The following is an 18675-nucleotide window of genomic DNA, read 5'->3' on the forward strand; positions in this document are numbered from 1 at the left end:
TTTTAGCACGCAGAAGGTTGAGTGTCTGCTATGCGATTTGACCTTATTCCAGACACAAAAAAGCCGGACATTGTCCGGCTTTCTTCATTAGCGCGAGGGAGAATTACAGCGCCATATCCTGCTTAGCGGATTCTGCGCGGGGCTTAGCCTGCGTAGGGGCAACTGACTGATCACCCATGTTGATGACCGGTGGTTTAGTCAACTGCAGCGTGGCTGCGGTGTTGTCCCAAACCTGCTGAGTCAATGCGGTGTTGCCATTCAGTTTCTGACCGAAGCTTGGGATGATGCCACGGATCTTCTCTTGCCACTCAGGAGAAGCAAACTGCTCCGGGAACAACTTCTTCATCACGTCGAGGGTGATTGGCGCAGCAGTTGAAGCACCTGGTGATGCACCCAACAGGGCCGCCACGGTTTTCTGCTGATCGGTCACGATTTCGGTGCCGAGTTTCAGCACGCCGCCTTTATCCGCATCTTTCTTGATGATCTGTACGCGTTGACCCGCCTGGATCAGTTTCCAGTCTTCTTTACGTGCGTTCGGGTAGTACTCTTTCAGCGCGGCAAAACGATCGTCGTCGTTCAGCATCACCTGACCAATCAGGTACTTCACCAGGTCAAAGTTATCGATACCGACGTGAGTCATCGGCATGATATTGCTGGTGGTAGTAGCGCTTAACAGATCGAACAGTGAGCCATTTTTCAGGTATTTGGTGGAGAAGGTCGCGAACGGCCCAAACAGCACCACGCGTTTACCGTCCAGATTACGGGCATCGATGTGTGGAACAGACATCGGTGGCGCACCGACTGAAGCCTGGCCGTACACTTTTTCCAGGTGACGACTGGTCACTTCTGGATTCTCGGTCATCAGGAACGAACCACCGACCGGGAAGCCGCCGTAGTTATCCGCTTCAGGAATACCGGTTTTCTGCAGCAGTTTGATGGCCGCGCCGCCTGCACCGATAAACACATATTTCGCGTCAACCGAACGGTTCTCACCGCTCTTCACATCTTTGATGGTGACGTGCCATGAATTATCGCTGTTACGTTTGAAATCAGTAACTTCTGAAGAGGTTTCTAATTTGAAGTTCTGATCTTTCTTCAGGCTTCCAATCAACTGACGGGTGATTTCACCGTAGTTAACGTCAGTACCGACTGGCGTCCAGGTGGCTGCCACTTTCTGATTAGGATCGCGACCTTCCATCACCAGCGGAGCCCACTGCTCAATCTGCTTGTGATCGGTTGAGAACTTCATGCCCTGGAACAGGGTGGTTTTCTGCAGTGCATCGTAACGCTTAGTCAGATACTCAACGTTTTTATCGCCCCAGACAAAGCTCATGTGCGGGGTGGAGTTGATGAATGAACGCGGGTCATGCATTACGCCGCGCTGTACCTGAGAGGTCCAGAACTGACGGGAAATCATGAAAGCTTCGTTAATTTCCAGCGCCTTGCTCACGTCGATTGAACCGTCTGCACGCTCTGGCGTGTAGTTCAGTTCCATGTTCGCAGAGTGACCGGTACCGGCGTTGTTCCAGCCGTTAGACGATTCCAGTGCGACGCCATCCAGACGCTCAACCATCAGCTGCTTCCAGCCTGGTTGCAGTTCCTGTAGCCAGGTTCCCAGTGAGGCGCTCATGACGCCGCCGCCAATCAACAGAACATCGGTTTTTTCTGGTGCGTTTTCAGCGTGGACCACTGAAGAAACAAGCAGCGCTGCCAGTGAAAGGGCAGACACGATTTTTTTAGAGTGAGTCATTCTGATCCTGATCTTTGTACTTTGCAGGTGAACGTTAAAATTTCGGTTTGCAAATTAAAAGATTGTTACGAAAAGATTAACTTGTTTTTAGTTAATAAAGTATTGGTGTTAATTACTTAACTTACATAAAACCAATATGGCGGGAATTTAAGCAATGAATGCGAAAGGTAGGGAGATATATCCGTGAGTACTGCGCGGTTATTCTTTATAGCGAGCATCGCGACTTAGGTCAAATAAAACACCATAACGCCAGGTTAAATATTTACTTGCTAACTGGGTGCGCATGGCTGCGCACCACGACGATGACTAAGCGCGAGCTTTAAAATTGCGTTTCAGCGACATGCCGTATCCCATCAATGCGCAGCCAGCAATGAACCAGGGAATCATCTTCACCACGCTGGAATCACTGCCGCTTAAGGATTGCAGATTATTAACCACCAAAATAATCGTCACGCTCATGCACACCATTGACAGTAACGGTGCCCAGAATACGGTGAATGGATTTTCGCTATTCTCCATCCGACGGAAGAACAGTATCACGGCAGCGGAAACGCCCAGTTGTAAAATCAAAATACACAGTGTGGCGACGGCAGAACCGATAGCGAAGATGTGCACCATCGGGTCCAATCCCGCGCTGCCCATACCTGCCAGTAGCATCAGCATGATCACGCTGTGAACGTGGCTGGCATTATGTGGCGTGCCGTTAGTGGGATGAGTTTTGCACAACTCTTTCCAGATCAGACCATCACGGCTAATGCTGAACAAATACCGTGAAATATTGTTATGAAACGCCAGCGCCGCTGCAAATAAACTGGTGATCAGCAATACCGACATGGTTTCTACAGCCCACTGTCCAACATATTGTCGGGTAATGTTAAACACGAAGTTGCCGGGATCTTTGCTGGCAATCGCGACAATCTGATCAAAACCGTATGCCTGCACCAGTGACCAACTGGTGAAACAGAAAAATGCCGTGATCAGTAACAAGGCACAAACTGTGGCACGCGGCACAGTTTTATGTGGGGCACGGCACTCTTCCGCATATATGGCGGTAGATTCAAAACCGATAAAAGCGGCGATGGTGAAAATAAAGGCGATGCCAAGGTTGCCCTGCATAAACACTGACGGCTCGAACGATTGGAAGCTGTAAGGACCGACTTTTTTGATTAACAGCATCACGTCGGTGAGTAACACAATAGCCACTTCCGCCAGCATTAATATGCCGAGTAATTTTCCACCGACTTCGACGCGTTTAATGCTCAATACCCAGCATACCAGCACAAATAGCATGCTCAATGCCCACCAGGGAATATGGGCTGAAAAGTGCTCTTCAATAAATAACTGCGTGAAGAATCCCAGCATTGCGACGATGGCTATCTGAATAGAGATATACGCCATCAACGCTAATACTGACGCGGAAGCGCCCCAGTTTTCGCCGATTCCTTTAGAGATATAGGTATAAAAGGCCCCCGCATTATTGACATGACGGCTCATGGCAATAAAGCCCACGGCGAATAACATCAAAATAATACACGAGAGAATATAAAACACCGGAATGCCACCGCCGTTGCCAGAAATAATCGCCTCCGGCAAGCCGCCCACCACGCCTGTCAGCGGCGAGGCTGCCGCGACGACAAAAAAGACCAGAGAAAACAAACCCAACGTATTTTTGCGTAAGCCGGAATCCTTATTCATCGCCAAAGCCCTCAACCGCTAAGAGAAAGTTCTCAGGCAATCTGTGCCGCCTGAGGCCGGTAACATAGCGGCATCATTTCTCAGCTGAGCATCTGGCGGATAGAAAAAATCGGACAGCGTCACAGTGCAACGCTGCACCCTTTTAGTGCTCAGTGGAAACGCAAACGATGGAAATAGGCATCATGCGAAATACGCCGCTGATAATCACAGGGCGTGGTGCTGACAAACTTTTTAAACTCGCGCAGGAAGTGCGACTGATCGCTAAATCCAAGATCAAAGGCCAGATCGCTAAACGATACTTCCTGCTGTAAGTGAATGCTGCCCAGCGCCGACTGGCAGCGCAAAATGCGGCTAAAAGCCTTGGGTGACATCCCGGTATCCTGGCGAAACTGGCGCTGGATAGTGCGGCAGGTGTAGCCGGTCAGCGCTTCCAGTTGATCAATGCGAATGTTGCCTTTCTGCTGGCGCATGGTGTGGATGATCAAGGATGTGACGGCGGAAGCTTTGCGCACCAGGCGCGGCGTGAAACTGGCGTTGAACAAAGCAATCTGCCGCGAAAAATCGCGCGTCTGCACGATCTGTTCAAAGGCTAACCGTGCATCCGGCACCACATCGAGGAAATTAAACTCACGATCGGGAATCTCTTCTGCCATCACATCGAGGAAATCAGGAATGATGCCCGGTGCGAAGCGCACACCAAAATAGTGGTGGTTATGCTGCATATCGGCACCGCGCGCTTCCAGCGTGGTGCCACACACGCGTGCTGCAGGCCGCTGCGCATCGCAATCAAACACGATATCCACGCAGCCGTCGGGAATCGCCAGCGTCATGCTGGCACTCTGCGCCACATCAAAACTGTAGAAATGGGAAATAGCCGGGTTGTCTGACGCAATCAGCGAATAATGCTGCGCGGCGTTCAGCACAAACCATGGCTGCTCGGGTTGAAATCCACTGTGGCGATAGAGAGGCAATTGTGTCATGGCGGGCTCCGCTGCGGGCTATTTACTGTCTGTGTGATGCAAGGGCTGTGCCACGCACGAATTTCGTCATGTCGCAAATATTCAATACAGCTCGACAACTGACGCGCTATTTCTATTTCACCCAGCGAAGACCATCGACACCTAAGACGGTTTTAGCCAGTGAAATCGCTAGTTATGGCAGCGCTCGCCACGGCGGGAAATAGACCAAAAGACTGATTGATGAGGCGACTTATGAGTGATTCAACCCGGATTGATTTTATTTACCTGTCGGAGCAAGACATGATTCGTGCGGGCGTGACCGATATGGCCGCCTGTGTCGATACCATGGAAGAGATGTTTGGCCTGTTGTATCACGGCGACTATCGCATGGCCGGATCCAACAATGATTCACACGGCGCGATGGTGACCTTCCCGGAAAATTCGCCGTTCCCGACGATGCCAAAACCCACTGCCGATCGCCGCATGATGGCGATGCCTGCCTACCTTGGCGGCAATTTCGGCACGGCTGGGGTCAAGTGGTATGGCTCCAACATCGCCAACCGTGAGAAAGGGCTGCCGCGCTCGATTCTGATGTTCACCCTCAATGATGCGGATACCGGCGCGCCGCTGGCGCATATGTCAGCCAATCTGCTGTCGGCGTATCGCACCGGGGCGGTGCCGGGCGTCGGCGCACGTCATCTGGCGCGAAAGGATTCTCGCGTGATCGGTTTGCTCGGACCGGGCGTGATGGGAAAAACCGCTGTTGCGGCATTTATTGCTGTTTGCCCACACATCGACACCATCAAAGTCAAAGGACGCGGCCAGCGCAGCCTCGATAACTTCATTACCTGGGTGCAGGAGACCTATCCACAAATTAAGCAGATAGAAATTGTCGACTCACTGGAAGCGGTAGTGCGCGATAGTGACATTGTCACTTATTGCAGCTCAGGTGAAGTCGGTGATCCCGCCACTTATCCGCTGGTGAAACGTGAATGGGTGAAAGCTGGCGCGTTCCTCGCCATGCCTGCGCTGTGCAATATCGATGAAGGAATGGAGCAGTCGGATGTGCGTAAGGTGCTGGATAACACCGGACTCTATCATGCCTGGTTTGATGAAGTTCCCAAGCCTGCGCATCGCTGCGTGCCGATTATCGGTGTGCGCTTTATGGATATGGTCGCTGAAGGGCAGCTGCAGGCGGAGCAGCTGGAAGATATTGGCAAAATTGTCGCCGGCGAGGCGCCTGGCCGCCAAAACGATAGCGAAATCATCATCATGTCTGTCGGTGGTATGCCGGTGGAAGATGTGGCCTGGGGCACGGTGTTGTATCGCAACGCACTGGAAAAAGGCATTGGCGTCAAACTCAACCTGTGGGAATCACCGGTTTTAAGCTAAATCATTCATTAATAGAGAAAACATCATGACCAATATCATTAAAGTAAAAACCGGTTCGAAATTTGAAGAGCAGGCGAGTTATTCGCGCATCGTGGCCGTGGATAACTGGATTTATGTCTCCAACACTGCCGGTCGCAACCCACAAACCAAAGAAATTCCCGAAGACCTGCGCGAGCAGACTTTGCAGGTGTTTGCCAATATCGAAGCCGCACTGGCAGCCATCGATGCCTCATTACAGGATGTGGTGTGCTCGCGCGTGTTTATTCAGGATCCGGCGGATGTACCTGCAGTGATGGCGATCATTGGTGAGAAGTTCCGCGGAATTAATCCCGCCTCGACAGTGACTTGCCCGCCGCTGGGATCGACCGTTTATAAAGTTGAACTGGAAGTTACGGCCTATCGCGGGGCCGGTAACGCTCAGGTTCAGGAAATTACCGTAGCCCTGTAAGGGTGGGAGACGCGCTATGGCACCTGTTATTTCTCCGGTTACGCCTTCGCCAACGTTGCCGGATGCCACCACGGTGGTCGTTATTGGCGGCGGGATTGTAGGGTTGACCGCCGCACTGACGCTGGCGGAGCGCAATATTCCCGTCGTGGTGTTGGAAAAGGGGCGGATTGCGGGCGAACAGTCTTCCCGCAATCTCGGCTGGATCCGTAAAACCAGCCGTGCGCTGGAGGATATCCCGCTGGCGCAGGCCGCTGACCGCTTGTGGGCGGGGATGGCCGCGCGGGTTGGCAGTGACGTGGGATATCGTCAGGCTGGCATTATGTTTGTGGCACGCAACGAGCAGCAGATGTCACTGCATGAAAAATGGTTAAGCGGGGTTAGTGCCGCTGGCCTGGATACGCGCTTGCTCAGCCACGCACAAATTGCAGCACAAGTGCCAGGCGGTGCGGAGAAATGGGCAGGCGGGATTTACACTGCTTCCGACGGGCGAGCCGAACCCACGCTGGCGGCCAGCGCGATGGCGAATGCCGCCATCGCCAGGGGGGCGATTATCATGGATCACTGTGCGGTGCGTGGCCTGGTCACCAGCAACGGCAAGGTCAGTGGTGTGATGACCGAACGCGGTGAGATTCGTTGTGACCAGGTGTTGCTGGCGGCAGGTGCCTGGTCGCGTCGTTTCCTTGGCAATCACGGTATTAATCTGCCGACGCTGCCGCTGATTTGTTCGGTGATGCGTACCAAACCGCTGGAAGGACCGGCCAATATAGCGGTGGGCGCTCCTGACTTCTCATTCCGAAAACACCAGGACGGTGGCTTTATCATCACTCAACGCGGTGCGCTGGATGCGCCAATAACGCTTGATCATCTATTGATCGGCACACGTTATATGCCTCAGCTACGGCAGGCGCGTGACAACCTGCGGATTTCGCTGGGCAAATACTTTGTGAAGGATCTTGCACTGGCACGTCGCTGGCGCAACGATCGGCGTTCACCTTTTGAGCAGGTCCGCACGCTGGACCCTCTTGCCAATCCAGCACTGAACCAGGAAGCGATGCGCAACCTGCGCGCGGCGTGGCCGGTGTTCCAGCAGGCGGAGATGGCGGAGTCATGGGCTGGCGTGATAGATGTTACCCCGGATTCGAACCCGGTGATTGGCCCAGTGGCATCGATACCTGGGCTAACTTTGGCGACGGGCTTTTCAGGGCATGGTTTCGGGACATCACCCGCAGCCGGGCAGTTAGCCGCAGATTTGGTGACCGGGCATACGCCGCTTATCGATCCCGCACCTTATCGCTTCGAACGCTTGCAGTAGCATCATACTTCTATCGGCGGCTGTGAGGTCGCCCATTAAACACACTTCATAAACCATCACTTCACGTACTGTGTTCATAGTCTTAACCACAACTGTATTACCCTAGAGTCTCTAATGACTTGTTGATACTTTTATGTAGGCAATCGCATGGCTAACAAAACACTGTATGAAAAACTGATCGATCAGCATGTGGTACGTCAGTTAGACGATGAAGGGCATGTGTTGCTCTATATTGATCGATCAATACTCAACGAATACACCAGCCCGCAGGCCTTTAGCGGGCTGCGTGAACATCATCGCCCGGTACGTCGTCCGGCGACTATCTTGCTCAATGTCGATCACGTGAATCCCACGCGTCCTGAGCGTGACGATGCGATGACCGATGCCGGCGGGCAGCTGCAGGTGGATTACTTCCGTCAAAATGCCGCCCATTTTGGCATCGAACTGTTTGATGTCATGGACCCGCGCCAGGGCATCGAGCATGTGGTTGCGCATGAGCAGGGGCTGGTCATGCCCGGTATGGTGATTGCCGCCGGTGACAGCCACACCACCACCTATGGCGCATTTGGTGCGTTGGGTTTCGGCATCGGAACGTCAGAAATTGAACATCTTCTCGCTACGCAAACTCTGATTTATCGCACGCTGAAAACCATGCGCGTCACGGTAACGGGTGAGCTGCCTTATGGCTGTTCGGCTAAAGACATCATTCTGGCGTTGATTGAAGATATTGGCGCCTCAGGGGCAACCGGTTATGCCATCGAGTTTGACGGCCCGGCGATTGACGCGCTGAGTATGGAAGGGCGCATGACGCTGTGCAATATGGCTGTCGAGGCCGGTGCACGCGGAGCGATTATTGCGCCAGATGAGAAGGTATTCGCCTACATCCAGGGCAAACCGCAAATGCCAACGGGTGCATTGTGGGAGCAGGCAAAGGCCGAATGGATGACTTTGCGCAGTGATGACGGGGCCAAATTCGACCGTGCGATTGAGCTGGATTGCAGCGACCTTGAACCTAAAGTGACCTGGGGCATCAGCCCGGATCAGACCTGTGCTATTGGCGGCTGTGTACCTGATCCGCAATACGAACCCGATTTGATTAAACAGCAGGCAATACAAGCCGCACTGAAATATATGGGGCTGGAACCTGGCATGCGCCTGTCTGACATCGCCATCACCCATGCGTTTATTGGCTCCTGTACCAACGGCAGAATCGAAGATTTGCGCGCTGCAGCAGCGGTGATTGGCGAGCGCAAAATCGCCCGACACGTGCGCGGGATCATCGTGCCAGGCTCCACACAGGTGCGTCAGCAAGCAGAGGCTGAAGGCTTAGCCGACATTTTTATCAATGCAGGTTTTGAGTGGCGGCAGTCGGGGTGCTCAATGTGCCTGGCAATGAATGAAGATGTCCTGGAACCCGGCGATCGCTGTGCTTCAGGAACCAACCGCAATTTTGCGGGCCGCCAGGGTGCAGGAGCACGAACCCATTTAATGAGCCCGGCGATGGTCGCCGCCGCTGCGGTGGCCGGTCATCTGGTCGATGTACGCAACTTCACGACAGTAGAGGTTTAATATGGACGCTTTTCACAGCATCACCGGACGCATTGCCCATTTACCGGCGGCCAACATTGATACGGATGTGATCATGCCAAAGCAGTTTCTGAAAGGCATCGATCGCCAGGGTTTGGATCGGGGCGTGTTCTTTGACCTGCGATTTTTGCCCGACGGCAGTGCGAATCCCGCGTTTATCCTCAACCAGCCTGCCGGAAAGAACGCGGCATTCTTGCTGGTAGGACCCAACTTTGGCTGTGGTTCCAGTCGCGAACATGCGGTGTGGGGACTCAATCAGCTGGGCATTCGCGCCATCATCGGCACCAGTTTTGCCGGCATCTTTGACGATAACTGCCAGCGCAACGGCGTATTGACGCTAACGCTAAGTGAGGAGGCGTATCAGCAGCTCAGCGCTGCTACCGCTAATGCAGAACACAACCAAATTACGGTTTCTCTGGAAGATAAGACCCTCACCTTCAATCAGCAGGTGTTGCATTTTGAGGTCAGCGCGCTCAAACGTGAGATGTTAATGGGTGGCGGCAGCGCGGTAGACTGGACGCTCCAATACGAGACTGACATTACGCAGTTTGAACATCGGCACTTTGCTCAGCGCCCCTGGCTGCAGCGGGTTAAAGGACCAACAGCATGAGTGATATCAAGGATTGCGGCGCATCGCCGTTTATCGACGGATTTGCCTTGAAAGCGGTCACGCTGAGCAACGGTATCACACTACGCGTGGCAATCGGGGGCGAAGGACCGCCGTTGCTGATGCTGCACGGGCATCCACAAAATCATCTGGCGTGGCGTAAAATCGCTCCGCAGCTGGCGCAAAAATACCAGGTGATCCTGCCTGATCTGCGCGGCTACGGCGACAGCGACAAACCCGCCAGCGACGAACGCCATCTGGCCTATTCAAAACGCGCCATGGCTGAAGATATCAGCCAGTTGATTGACGCACTGGGTCTTTCGCGTGTGGCGTTTGTCGGGCATGATCGCGGTGCGCGGGTGGGTCATCGCCTGGCGCTCGACCATCCGGAGAAAGTGGCTTGCGGCACTTTCGTCGATATCGCCCCGACTGCCACCATGTATGCGCAGACCGATAAGGCGTTTGCTACGCGCTATTTTTGGTGGTTCTTTCTGATCCAGCCTTATCCACTGCCGGAGACAATGATCGGACACGATCCGGCTTTCTTCCTGCGAAAACATATTGATGGTCAACTCAAGACAGCGGGGGCGACTTCAGAAGCGGTATTCAATGATTATTTGCGCTGCTATCAGCAACCCGAGATGATCCACGCCGTCTGCGAAGATTATCGCGCGGCCGCCACGGTGGATTTAGAGCACGATGCAGAGGACAGCAACAAACGCATCGTTTGTCCGCTTCAATTGCTGTGGGGGGAAAAGGGCACGGTCGGTCAGCTATACGATGTGGTTGAAACCTGGCAGGAGAAGGCCATTAATGTGCAGGGCAAGGCACTGCCTTGTGGGCATTCCCCACAGGAAGAAGTCCCGGCGGTATTTTTAGCACAGCTTCAGGGCTTTCTCGATTCTGTGTTATAACCGCTCGATGTTGGCTAACTGCGTAATAGTATGAAGCTCTTGCTTGCCGGGAAAAACGTTCAGAAACCGCTACAGGGCTGGCCCTCTGTCGAAGACCTCTATGTGTTTATCAGCGTGGCGCGTCATGGTGGTTTTGGTCGCGCTGCCGTGGAGCTGGGCCAGTCTCCATCGTATATCAGCAAACGTATCGCCATTCTTGAGAAACAGCTCGACACCCGGCTTTTCTTCCGCACCAATCGGGTGATGCGCCTGACGCCAGAAGGTGAGAAAGCGCTGGAGGGGGCGCTGCAAGTGGTACAGGAAATGGATGCGTTTCTGAATAATTTTCAGCAGTGGCGCGGCGAATTAACCGGTGAGTTGACCGTTGGCTGTTCGCTGGGATTTGGTCAGGCGTATTTATCTGATGCCATTTCAGCCTTTATTTCTCAGCATCCATCTTTAAATATCAAACTCATTTTAAGCGATCGTGAGATTGATTTGATGCAATCCGGCACCGATGTGGATATACAGGTTGGCGATAATCTGAATCACTCTTACATCGCGCGTAAACTGGCCGTTAATCGGCGTATTCTTTGCGCATCCCCTGAATATTTAGCGCGCGCTGGGGCGGTCAATTCGCTGGATGAATTAATTGACCACAGCTGCCTTATCATCAATGAAAAGAACAATTCATTCGGCAATTGGGCGCTGACTGACGGTGAGCAACAGGTATTGTGCCGGCTGAATAGCCATTATTCTTCAAACAGTGGCAAGGTCATTTTAAACTGGGCGTTGAAGTCACACGGGATTGCGCTCCGCTCGGCATGGGATGTAACGCCTTATCTCAGCACTGGCGAATTGGTCCATGTTTTACCGCAGTGGTATCAGCAGGCGAATATCTGGGCGGTGTATACGCAACGGACATCGGAATCGCCGCGCATGAAAGTGTTTATTGATTTTCTCGCCGAATACTTTGCAGATAAAAGCCTGTCACAAGAGTGGCAGGCTTAAATGCAACAGCGAAGGGGGTGGTTAACATCAGCCGTACGCCACTTTGCTATTGATATGGTACAGGGTTGCGGTAGCCGCCATTACATGTTGACCATCGTGGCCCGGCTCATGGGATTCAACATCAGTGATGTGATAACCCACGGCCCCTGCAGCGAGCGTTTTTTTCACAATCGCATCAGTCAGTTCTTCCATCGAAGTGGCCCAGCTCACGGAAGTAAAGCCCACAGGATGAATCGATGATAATTCACGATGGGTCAAATCCGCACGGACTAAAACGGGTTTAACATTTTGCGGTGTGAAAATAGAGATAACGTCATTAATAAGTTCTTTCATGGTCTTACTCCTCAAAATAACTGCTGAGCCGATTTCGAAGCTATGCATTTTATTGTTGATGGTGATTTTATACATTCCGACAGTTGCGCACGGCAGGTAATGAGTGCCGGTAGGCTTAATAAACACCTTTTGAGGTTATGCGTTTTAGCTTTAATTGCTAATTAGTTGTTAAGAAAAGTTCAGGCACAACTCCGTTAAACTTTCGGGAATATTCTTTCATCTGGTTACATTTGTGGCAGGGCAATAAGTTGATTGGGGCGTCATGCACGCCCCATTTTGTTAAAACTCGCGTTGTCCACCCAGTTCGATAACGCGATTGGGTGGAATATTAAATTGCTCATGCGCACGCAGCGCATTGCGTTGGCAGAAGTGAAAGATGCCGCCTTTTATTCTTGCCAGTCCGCGGCGTTTTTTCATCACCAGGGTGTCGTGTGAGGTAAAGAAAGACGCTTCATTCAGCGTGCAGCCAAAACCTTCCAGTCCGCACAGGTGTAAAACCTCCGCCATTGAAGGGACTTCTCGCCAGCCGTATGCCGCGGTTACCTGCCAAAAGGACGGCGAAAGTTGGGTGATGGTGATGCGCTTCTGATTGTGCACGCGTGGCGTATCTGTCGTGCGGATGTTCAGCAACACCACGCGCTTATGCAGCACCCGGTTATGCTTGAGGTTATGCAGCAGCGCCTGTGGAATCTCAAACTCTTTACGCGCCAGGAAGATGGCAGTACCCGGTACACGACTGGGCGGATTGGTTTCCAGTGATTTCACCAGCGCCTGCAGGCTTTCCGGATCGTTGTTCAATTTTTTGATTAACCGATTACGCTCGGTGCTCCAGATCAGCATCAACCCCATCATGGTCAGCGCCATCAGTACCGGAACCCAACCGCCTGACAGCAGTTTCATCAGGTTCGCCGCAAACAGCGGCATGTCAATGCTCAGCATACATAGCAGGAAAATCACCGCCAGCGGCAGTGGCCATTTCCAGTTACGCAGCGCCACCACGCCGGCCAGACAGGCGGTGATCACCATAGTGCCGGTCACCACGATACCGTAAGCGGAGGAGAGGGCCGAGGACTGACGGAACGCCAGCACAATCACCGTTACCGCAACAAACAGCAGCCAGTTCACCACGGGAATGTAGATTTGGCCAGATTCAGTATGCGAGGTGAACACAATACGCATGGGTGGCAGAAACCCCTGACGAATCGCTTGATGCGTCAGGGTGTAAACGCCGGTAATCACCGACTGGGCTGCGATCACCGTGGCGAGCGTTGACAGCACAATCAAGGGTATCTGTCCCCAGCCCGGCGCGAGGTTGAAGAACGGGTTATTGATCGTCTTCGCATCCGCAATCACCAGTGCACCCTGGCCAAAGTAATTGAGCACCAGGGCAGGCATGGCAATTACTAGCCACGCCAGGCGGATCGGCGCTTTGCCGAGATGTCCCATATCCGCATACAGCGCTTCAGCACCGGTGACGGCCAGCACCACCATGCCCATCGCGGCAAAGGCGAGAGCCTCGTGCGTCATTAAGAAGGTCAGGGCATAGCTGGGGTTAAGCGCCTGCAATACTGTGGGATTGAGTGCGATACCACGAATGCCCAGTAAGCCAATCGAAACAAACCAGATAAACATCACCGGCCCAAACACCTTACTGACTTTTTCCGTACCGTGTTTCTGGATGAAGAACAACAGCGTGAGTATGAGTACCGCCAGTGGGACCACGTATTTGTCGAGATGCGGAGAAACCACCTCAATCCCTTCAATGGCGGAGAGCACCGAAATCGCCGGCGTGATGATGCCATCACCGTAAAAGAAGGCGCCACCCGTCAAACCGGCCAGAATGATGATGTGACCAATCTTCGGACCGACGTTACGACGCGCCAGTGACATCAGCGTTAAAATACCGCCTTCACCATCATGGTCGGCACGCATGACAAAGCAGACATATTTCAGGGTAACGATCAGGGTTAACGCCCAGAAAATCAGTGACAGAAAACCCATCACGGCAGTGGTTGAGATTGATCCATCCGGTAAGATCGACAGGCACTCTTTCAGGGTGTAAAGCGGGCTGGTACCGATATCCCCAAACACGATCCCTGCGGCGGCCAACATGCCAGCAGGCAGAGACTGTTTCTCGGTCTGACTCATATATTTCCTGTTTCTTATCAGCGTGGAACGGCGATGGCTGTGTCTATGACGGCGAACATACCTGTTTACCCGAATGGTTAATAGCGGGTGGTGGTTTTGTGACCTGCATTTTTACGCCTGGCGGCGAAATTTTTACGACATTTTTATATCGCGGCGGTTTTTTAATCTCAGAATAGACGAACGGTGAGAAATAAAATGACGGAGGGTTATCAGAGATAAACGAAAGCTAACTGGACCGCTTTTTCCCTCACCTTGTGCAGATTGCATTTATTCGCCATTTATCTTCGCTGGCATACATTCGAAGCCACGCTCAATGGACCGTTTTCGTCCAGAAACCAACTGATAACTGAATACTATGAATACGATTTTAATTACTGGCGCAACCGGATTTTTAGGCGGAGCAGTAACGGTTAACTTATTGAAGAAAAGCGAGAATAATCGACTGTTACTGCTGGTGCGCGGTGATTCACCCGCCGAAGGACTGAGTCGGTTGCAATCCAATCTGGCTAAATTTGGCGTGGCACAAAATCTGTTGGATACACTGACCACAGATAATATTCTTATTGGCGATCTCGCGGAACCAGAGCGGTTTACTGCCGACCCGCGTCTGGATAGCGTTACACATGTGCTCAACTGTGCGGCTGTGGCTTCGTTTGGGGCGAATCCTTACATCTGGAAAGTTAACGTTGAAGGAACTTTCACCTTCGCGAGTCGTATGAATCAGGTCAGCGGACTTAAGCGCTTTATTCATGTCGGAACGGCAATGTCTTGTGCGCCGGAAGCTAACACTCTGGTGACCGAGAGCAAACTGAATACGCTGCGCGATCAGCACATAGTTGAGTACACCTGGAGTAAAGCCACGGTGGAAAAAATGATGAGCGAGATGTTGCCCGAACTGCCGCTGGTTATTGCGCGTCCCTCTATTGTTGTGGGCCATTCCGATCATGGCTGCACGCCATCGCCGAGTATTTTCTGGGTGTTCCGCATGGCACTGACATTGGGTAAGTTTATGTGTGAGCTGGACGATCGTATTGATGTGGTGCCTGTGGATTATTGTGCAGATGCGCTGGAGCTGTTGTTGACCGCTGAAAACGTCGATAAAAGCATTATTCACATTTCGGCGGGCCTCAACAGCAGTGTCACCTTCGCGGAGATTGATAAAGCGATGGCGAAAGCCTCAGGCAATGTGCCCGTGGGCGAGAGTTATCAGAAAGTGAATTATCGCGAACTGGCCGAAAGTAAGAAAAACTTCGCGTCGTTATTTGGGCCGTGCAATGAGCGGATTGTGTTGCGCGCCATGAATCTTTACGGCCATTTCTCCAAACTCAACGTGGTGTTCTGCAATGAGAAGTTGCTGGAGTTAGGCATGCCGCCCTCTTCGAAATTTACTGATTACCTGCACCGCTGCGTGACCTCGACACAGGATTCAACCATCGCTGAATTGATGGCAGTGGATTTTAAATAATAAAAAGCCGAGCAACACGCCTGTTGCGCGGCTTATTAAGCGGCTATTACCAACCCTTGATAATGTCGCCTTTGTAAATCTCGTTAGCTTTATCCAGCACTTCCTGCGACTGGAAAGCCTCTTTCAGCTTCTGCACATTCGCGCTGTCTTTGTTATCTTCGCGCGCCACAATCGCATTCACATACGGCGACGCTTTGCCTTCCATAAACATGCCATCCTTCGACGCGGAGAGGTTAACCAGCGCGGCAAAGTTGTTATTGATGATGGAGATATACACCTGCGGATCGTCGAGAGTGCGGGCCAGTTGCGGGGTATCCACTTCAACGATTTTAAGCTTCTTCGGATTATCCGTGATATCCAGCGTGGTAGGCAGCAGGCCGGCTTCAGGTTTCACCTTGATCAGTCCCTGAGCTTGTAACAGCAGCAGGCTGCGACCGAGAGTGGTCGCTTCGTTAGAGATGGTGATGGTCGCGCCATCTGGCAGTGCATCGAGCGCTTTGATCTTGCGGGAATAGCCGGCAATAGGGAACACAAACGTGTTGGTGACCACGTCGAACTTATAGCCACGCTCTTTCGACTGCATCTTCAGATAAGGCAGGCTCTGGAAGGCGTTGGCATCGACATCTTTATTGAACAGGGCTTCGTTCGGTTGTACATAATCGTTAAATGCCACCACATCGACATCCAGATGATATTTATCATGAGCGACCTGTTTAACGGTCTGCCAGAGCGCTTCGTCAGGACCGGTGTTAATGGCGACTTTGATGGCATTGTCTTTGTTGTTGTCGCAGGCGCTCAGCAGTGAAACCGCAGCGGCGAGAAGGGTGGTAACGAGTAATTTGTTCATAGTACGAGTCCCTGGGTAACGTAGGAGACGGACTATAATATACGTCTGGACGTCTGTACATCCGTGATTGATTCGTTCGTCGAAATTTCGTCCGGTCTAAAAAGCACCGATGTATAGCAAATAATAATTAATATCGGTGAGTGACGTTGTGCGTTGTTGATATATCCAGCAAGCAATCATCAAGAAAACCCGCAGTTTTTACGTTTCGCTTTAAGGGTAAATTGCACTCTTCAGAGCTGAGATCGATCTCATTAATCAGAGAATCTGCGGGTTTTAAAGCGGGTGACCGCAATCCTTCATCGGATTTTTTGCAGATTGTAATATTAATATAACTGCATTGTGCATCAAGAGACTTACAAGATAATCTGTTGAAGCAGATTATCTTGTTATAGATCGGGAGAAGATGATGGAGTCTGTTAAAGCGTTGGATATGGAGCAGTTAAACTCGTTTCTGAGTAGCGGTAAACACCCTTCAGTTATTATTGGCTTCAATTTAACCAGTGATGCGTTTTTCAATATGGCAGCATACTGGCGTGAACGCGGCGTCACGATTGAAAAACACGATAACTATTTTGTCGCCAAATCGGACAGTTCAGTGACCACGTCATGAATCGAAAAATTTCTATTATTCAAAGCGCGAGTTTAATAAAGGCATGCAGATCGCTGATTGCCTGTTCCCGCGCTTCAGCTTCCTGCACCACCATTAATTCCTATAGATCTTTTTGTGCGAAACGCACACGCCCCCCAGCCTCAGTGAAACGAGTCCTTAAGTTTGTCTACGGGCTAAGCCCCGTTGCGTGTTCAATTTACGGGTCTTGATGCAATCAAAACTATTGATGATGGCCCGTTATTCCCATCTGTAAGAACCAGGTAAACGGGTGAATACCGGGCTGGCAGGTTAATTATTGCAGGCAGCGGATATAACGTTCAGCTGCCTGTCTGACAATGGATTGTGCCTGCTGTGTCATTTCCCGACCGGCAAAAGCGCCATAAATCTGCGAGAAGGTGACCTTATCCAGTCGGTGAATCAGCTTATTCACCGTAGCTGCTGAAAGCGGCAACATGTTGGGATAGCTCCACATAAATGACACGGAATTTGCACCGGGTGTCACTTGCACAACATCACCACTCAACAGCACGCCATCATGTTGCGACCAGTGCAGTACACAGCCTCCTTTAAAATGCCCACCCAGGCGTAATAACGTGACATCGGGCAGTAAATCCAATTCGTCACCTTGCCAGAGATGAATATGCGAGCTCTGGCGCATAATCCATTCCCGATCATCCTCATGCAAATAGATGGGCGCATCAAATGCCGCAGCCCAGTCTTGCATGGTGCTGTAGTAATGGGGATGAGAAATGGCAATGGCATCAATACCGCCGAGTGCGTGTATCAATGATTCCGTGGCGTCATCCAGATTCGCAATGCAGTCCCAGAGAATATTCCCCTGCGCGCTTTGCAGTAAAAAAGCACGTTGGTTGATGGCGAAACTCGGGACAGTTTGCAGGCTGAATAATCCCTTTAGATGCTGCTGCCATTTATTTTGATGTGTGGCACGCAGAGCCGAGAATGCCAACCATTGCTGCCCTTTGACAGGCACAAACTGCCGATCGTCTTCGCAAATTTTGCAATTTGAGATGCCTGGATCATCTTCATAAGAAGTACTGCAGGCGGTGCAGAGTTTGCTCATCTGAATGCTCCTTGATGCGGTTTGCATTCATTTTAGCCTGGCTTATTAAGTGCGAGCGTGCTGCAACCCATACCGCAGAGAATACCTGTGCCACAGTAGCCAGATGTATTCTCATTTCGCAAGGTATCGTGGGTGTTGCGCTTGCTTTGGCTGGAAAAGAGCAGGGCAGATTAGGCCTGTGGCGGCTGTAACTGATAAATCCACGCTGTGATTTTCTCTCCTTCGAGGGTGGTGACTTCAACATCAACACGATCATAGCCCTCCTCGAACTCATCCAGCATTGGCCAGTGCGCGGTCAGATGCTCTGAGAAGAAGAGTGAGCCTTTGACAAGGCCCGCATTGTTGTCCAGCACAATGCCGGGAAAATCCGCTGCCGCGCCCCAACCGCGTTCATAGAAGATGCCGTTGACCGTTCCGGGCAGCCACTCTCCACCGATACTGTCCAGAATATGCGCATTTGAATGACCTGGTTGCAAGGTGCCGTATACAAATAAAGGTTTCATTTTCCCTCGAAAAATCAAACAAAAGAGTGACTTT

Annotated in this window: 17 protein-coding genes; 9 read left to right on the forward strand and 8 right to left on the reverse strand. The window is 51.8% G+C overall.

What is annotated here, in order from left to right; translation table 11 throughout:
• Window positions 1-103: 103 nt before the first annotated feature.
• The 3 genes from mqo to AC1MDE_RS01000 all read right to left on the reverse strand — a co-directional run bounded on the left by mqo (window position 104) and on the right by AC1MDE_RS01000 (window position 4425).
• Window positions 104-1750 (reverse strand): malate dehydrogenase (quinone), encoded by a 1647-nt coding sequence (gene mqo, locus AC1MDE_RS00990; RefSeq protein WP_034823997.1) that lies wholly within the window; start codon window positions 1748-1750, stop codon window positions 104-106.
• A 306-nt stretch (window positions 1751-2056) separates the two neighbouring features.
• Complete coding sequence (locus tag AC1MDE_RS00995) at window positions 2057-3445, reverse strand: APC family permease (RefSeq protein ID WP_058962177.1); 1389 nt, start codon at window positions 3443-3445, stop codon at window positions 2057-2059.
• Window positions 3446-3594: 149 nt separating this feature from the next.
• The gene (locus AC1MDE_RS01000; protein WP_034823993.1) at window positions 3595-4425 is read right to left on the reverse strand and encodes a helix-turn-helix domain-containing protein; all 831 of its coding nucleotides are present in this window, start codon (window positions 4423-4425) and stop codon (window positions 3595-3597) included.
• A 231-nt stretch (window positions 4426-4656) separates the two neighbouring features.
• On the opposite strand from AC1MDE_RS01000, the gene AC1MDE_RS01005 reads away from it, so the two are divergent.
• From AC1MDE_RS01005 to AC1MDE_RS01035, 7 genes are all read left to right on the forward strand, one after another.
• On the forward strand, window positions 4657-5796 hold the full coding sequence (locus AC1MDE_RS01005; RefSeq protein ID WP_160833874.1) for an ornithine cyclodeaminase family protein: 1140 nt from the start codon (window positions 4657-4659) through the stop codon (window positions 5794-5796).
• 25 nt (window positions 5797-5821) lie between these two features.
• Window positions 5822-6244 (forward strand): RidA family protein, encoded by a 423-nt coding sequence (locus AC1MDE_RS01010; RefSeq protein WP_058962175.1) that lies wholly within the window; start codon window positions 5822-5824, stop codon window positions 6242-6244.
• Between the two features lie 16 nt (window positions 6245-6260).
• Window positions 6261-7556 carry an NAD(P)/FAD-dependent oxidoreductase gene (locus AC1MDE_RS01015; RefSeq protein WP_479400124.1) on the forward strand — a complete coding sequence of 432 codons (1296 nt, stop codon included), beginning with the start codon at window positions 6261-6263 and terminating at the stop codon, window positions 7554-7556.
• 147 nt (window positions 7557-7703) lie between these two features.
• Entirely contained in the window at window positions 7704-9125 is a 1422-nt protein-coding gene (gene leuC / locus AC1MDE_RS01020) for a 3-isopropylmalate dehydratase large subunit (RefSeq protein ID WP_097119159.1), read from the forward strand.
• 1 nt (window position 9126) lies between these two features.
• Window positions 9127-9753, forward strand: a complete 627-nt coding sequence (gene leuD, locus AC1MDE_RS01025) for a 3-isopropylmalate dehydratase small subunit (protein WP_480344129.1) — start codon at window positions 9127-9129, stop codon at window positions 9751-9753.
• On the forward strand, window positions 9750-10664 hold the full coding sequence (locus tag AC1MDE_RS01030; protein WP_479400120.1) for an alpha/beta fold hydrolase: 915 nt from the start codon (window positions 9750-9752) through the stop codon (window positions 10662-10664). The genes leuD and AC1MDE_RS01030 overlap by 4 nt, the downstream gene beginning before the upstream one ends.
• 30 nt (window positions 10665-10694) lie before the next feature.
• Window positions 10695-11654: a LysR family transcriptional regulator gene (locus tag AC1MDE_RS01035; RefSeq protein ID WP_480344130.1), complete on the forward strand. Its 960-nt coding sequence runs from the start codon at window positions 10695-10697 to the stop codon at window positions 11652-11654.
• A 27-nt stretch (window positions 11655-11681) separates the two neighbouring features.
• Here the strand turns inward: AC1MDE_RS01035 and AC1MDE_RS01040 are convergent, their stop codons facing one another.
• Window positions 11682-11987, reverse strand: a complete 306-nt coding sequence (locus AC1MDE_RS01040) for a YdgH/BhsA/McbA family protein (protein WP_045815559.1) — start codon at window positions 11985-11987, stop codon at window positions 11682-11684.
• A 279-nt stretch (window positions 11988-12266) separates the two neighbouring features.
• Window positions 12267-14135, reverse strand: a complete 1869-nt coding sequence (gene kup / locus AC1MDE_RS01045) for a low affinity potassium transporter Kup (protein ID WP_479415161.1) — start codon at window positions 14133-14135, stop codon at window positions 12267-12269.
• Window positions 14136-14490: 355 nt separating this feature from the next.
• On the opposite strand from kup, the gene AC1MDE_RS01050 reads away from it, so the two are divergent.
• A complete protein-coding gene (locus tag AC1MDE_RS01050) occupies window positions 14491-15600 on the forward strand; it encodes an SDR family oxidoreductase (RefSeq protein ID WP_182058406.1) in 1110 nt (369 codons plus the stop codon).
• Window positions 15601-15646: 46 nt separating this feature from the next.
• Here the strand turns inward: AC1MDE_RS01050 and AC1MDE_RS01055 are convergent, their stop codons facing one another.
• Entirely contained in the window at window positions 15647-16447 is an 801-nt protein-coding gene (locus AC1MDE_RS01055; protein WP_058962168.1) for a MetQ/NlpA family ABC transporter substrate-binding protein, read from the reverse strand.
• Window positions 16448-16850: 403 nt separating this feature from the next.
• Between AC1MDE_RS01055 and AC1MDE_RS01060 the strand changes: the two genes are divergently transcribed.
• Window positions 16851-17057, forward strand: coding sequence for a hypothetical protein (locus AC1MDE_RS01060; protein WP_153012345.1), 207 nt, complete (start codon window positions 16851-16853; stop codon window positions 17055-17057).
• Between the two features lie 292 nt (window positions 17058-17349).
• On the opposite strand, the gene AC1MDE_RS01065 is transcribed toward AC1MDE_RS01060, so the two are convergent.
• Together AC1MDE_RS01065 and AC1MDE_RS01070 are read right to left on the reverse strand one after the other, a co-directional pair.
• Window positions 17350-18138, reverse strand: coding sequence for an MBL fold metallo-hydrolase (locus AC1MDE_RS01065; RefSeq protein ID WP_479400111.1), 789 nt, complete (start codon window positions 18136-18138; stop codon window positions 17350-17352).
• Between the two features lie 170 nt (window positions 18139-18308).
• The gene (locus tag AC1MDE_RS01070) at window positions 18309-18641 is read right to left on the reverse strand and encodes a gamma-glutamylcyclotransferase family protein (protein ID WP_058962166.1); all 333 of its coding nucleotides are present in this window, start codon (window positions 18639-18641) and stop codon (window positions 18309-18311) included.
• Window positions 18642-18675 lie beyond the last annotated feature (34 nt).

This window comes from Pantoea folii (genome assembly GCF_056678875.1).

Bases quoted from the DNA above. Each gene is read 5' to 3' on its own strand.
- leuC (WP_097119159.1), top strand. From the start codon at position 7,704: ATGGCTAACAAAACACTGTATGAAAAACTGATCGATCAGCATGTGGTA.
- AC1MDE_RS01060 (WP_153012345.1), top strand. From the start codon at position 16,851: ATGATGGAGTCTGTTAAAGCGTTGGATATGGAGCAGTTAAACTCGTTT.
- AC1MDE_RS01055 (WP_058962168.1), bottom strand. From the start codon at position 16,447: ATGAACAAATTACTCGTTACCACCCTTCTCGCCGCTGCGGTTTCACTG.
- AC1MDE_RS01010 (WP_058962175.1), top strand. From the start codon at position 5,822: ATGACCAATATCATTAAAGTAAAAACCGGTTCGAAATTTGAAGAGCAG.
- kup (WP_479415161.1), bottom strand. From the start codon at position 14,135: ATGAGTCAGACCGAGAAACAGTCTCTGCCTGCTGGCATGTTGGCCGCC.
- AC1MDE_RS01050 (WP_182058406.1), top strand. From the start codon at position 14,491: ATGAATACGATTTTAATTACTGGCGCAACCGGATTTTTAGGCGGAGCA.
- AC1MDE_RS01035 (WP_480344130.1), top strand. From the start codon at position 10,695: ATGAAGCTCTTGCTTGCCGGGAAAAACGTTCAGAAACCGCTACAGGGC.
- AC1MDE_RS01040 (WP_045815559.1), bottom strand. From the start codon at position 11,987: ATGAAAGAACTTATTAATGACGTTATCTCTATTTTCACACCGCAAAAT.
- leuD (WP_480344129.1), top strand. From the start codon at position 9,127: ATGGACGCTTTTCACAGCATCACCGGACGCATTGCCCATTTACCGGCG.
- mqo (WP_034823997.1), bottom strand. From the start codon at position 1,750: ATGACTCACTCTAAAAAAATCGTGTCTGCCCTTTCACTGGCAGCGCTG.
- AC1MDE_RS01030 (WP_479400120.1), top strand. From the start codon at position 9,750: ATGAGTGATATCAAGGATTGCGGCGCATCGCCGTTTATCGACGGATTT.
- AC1MDE_RS01005 (WP_160833874.1), top strand. From the start codon at position 4,657: ATGAGTGATTCAACCCGGATTGATTTTATTTACCTGTCGGAGCAAGAC.
- AC1MDE_RS01015 (WP_479400124.1), top strand. From the start codon at position 6,261: ATGGCACCTGTTATTTCTCCGGTTACGCCTTCGCCAACGTTGCCGGAT.
- AC1MDE_RS00995 (WP_058962177.1), bottom strand. From the start codon at position 3,445: ATGAATAAGGATTCCGGCTTACGCAAAAATACGTTGGGTTTGTTTTCT.
- AC1MDE_RS01070 (WP_058962166.1), bottom strand. From the start codon at position 18,641: ATGAAACCTTTATTTGTATACGGCACCTTGCAACCAGGTCATTCAAAT.
- AC1MDE_RS01000 (WP_034823993.1), bottom strand. From the start codon at position 4,425: ATGACACAATTGCCTCTCTATCGCCACAGTGGATTTCAACCCGAGCAG.
- AC1MDE_RS01065 (WP_479400111.1), bottom strand. From the start codon at position 18,138: ATGAGCAAACTCTGCACCGCCTGCAGTACTTCTTATGAAGATGATCCA.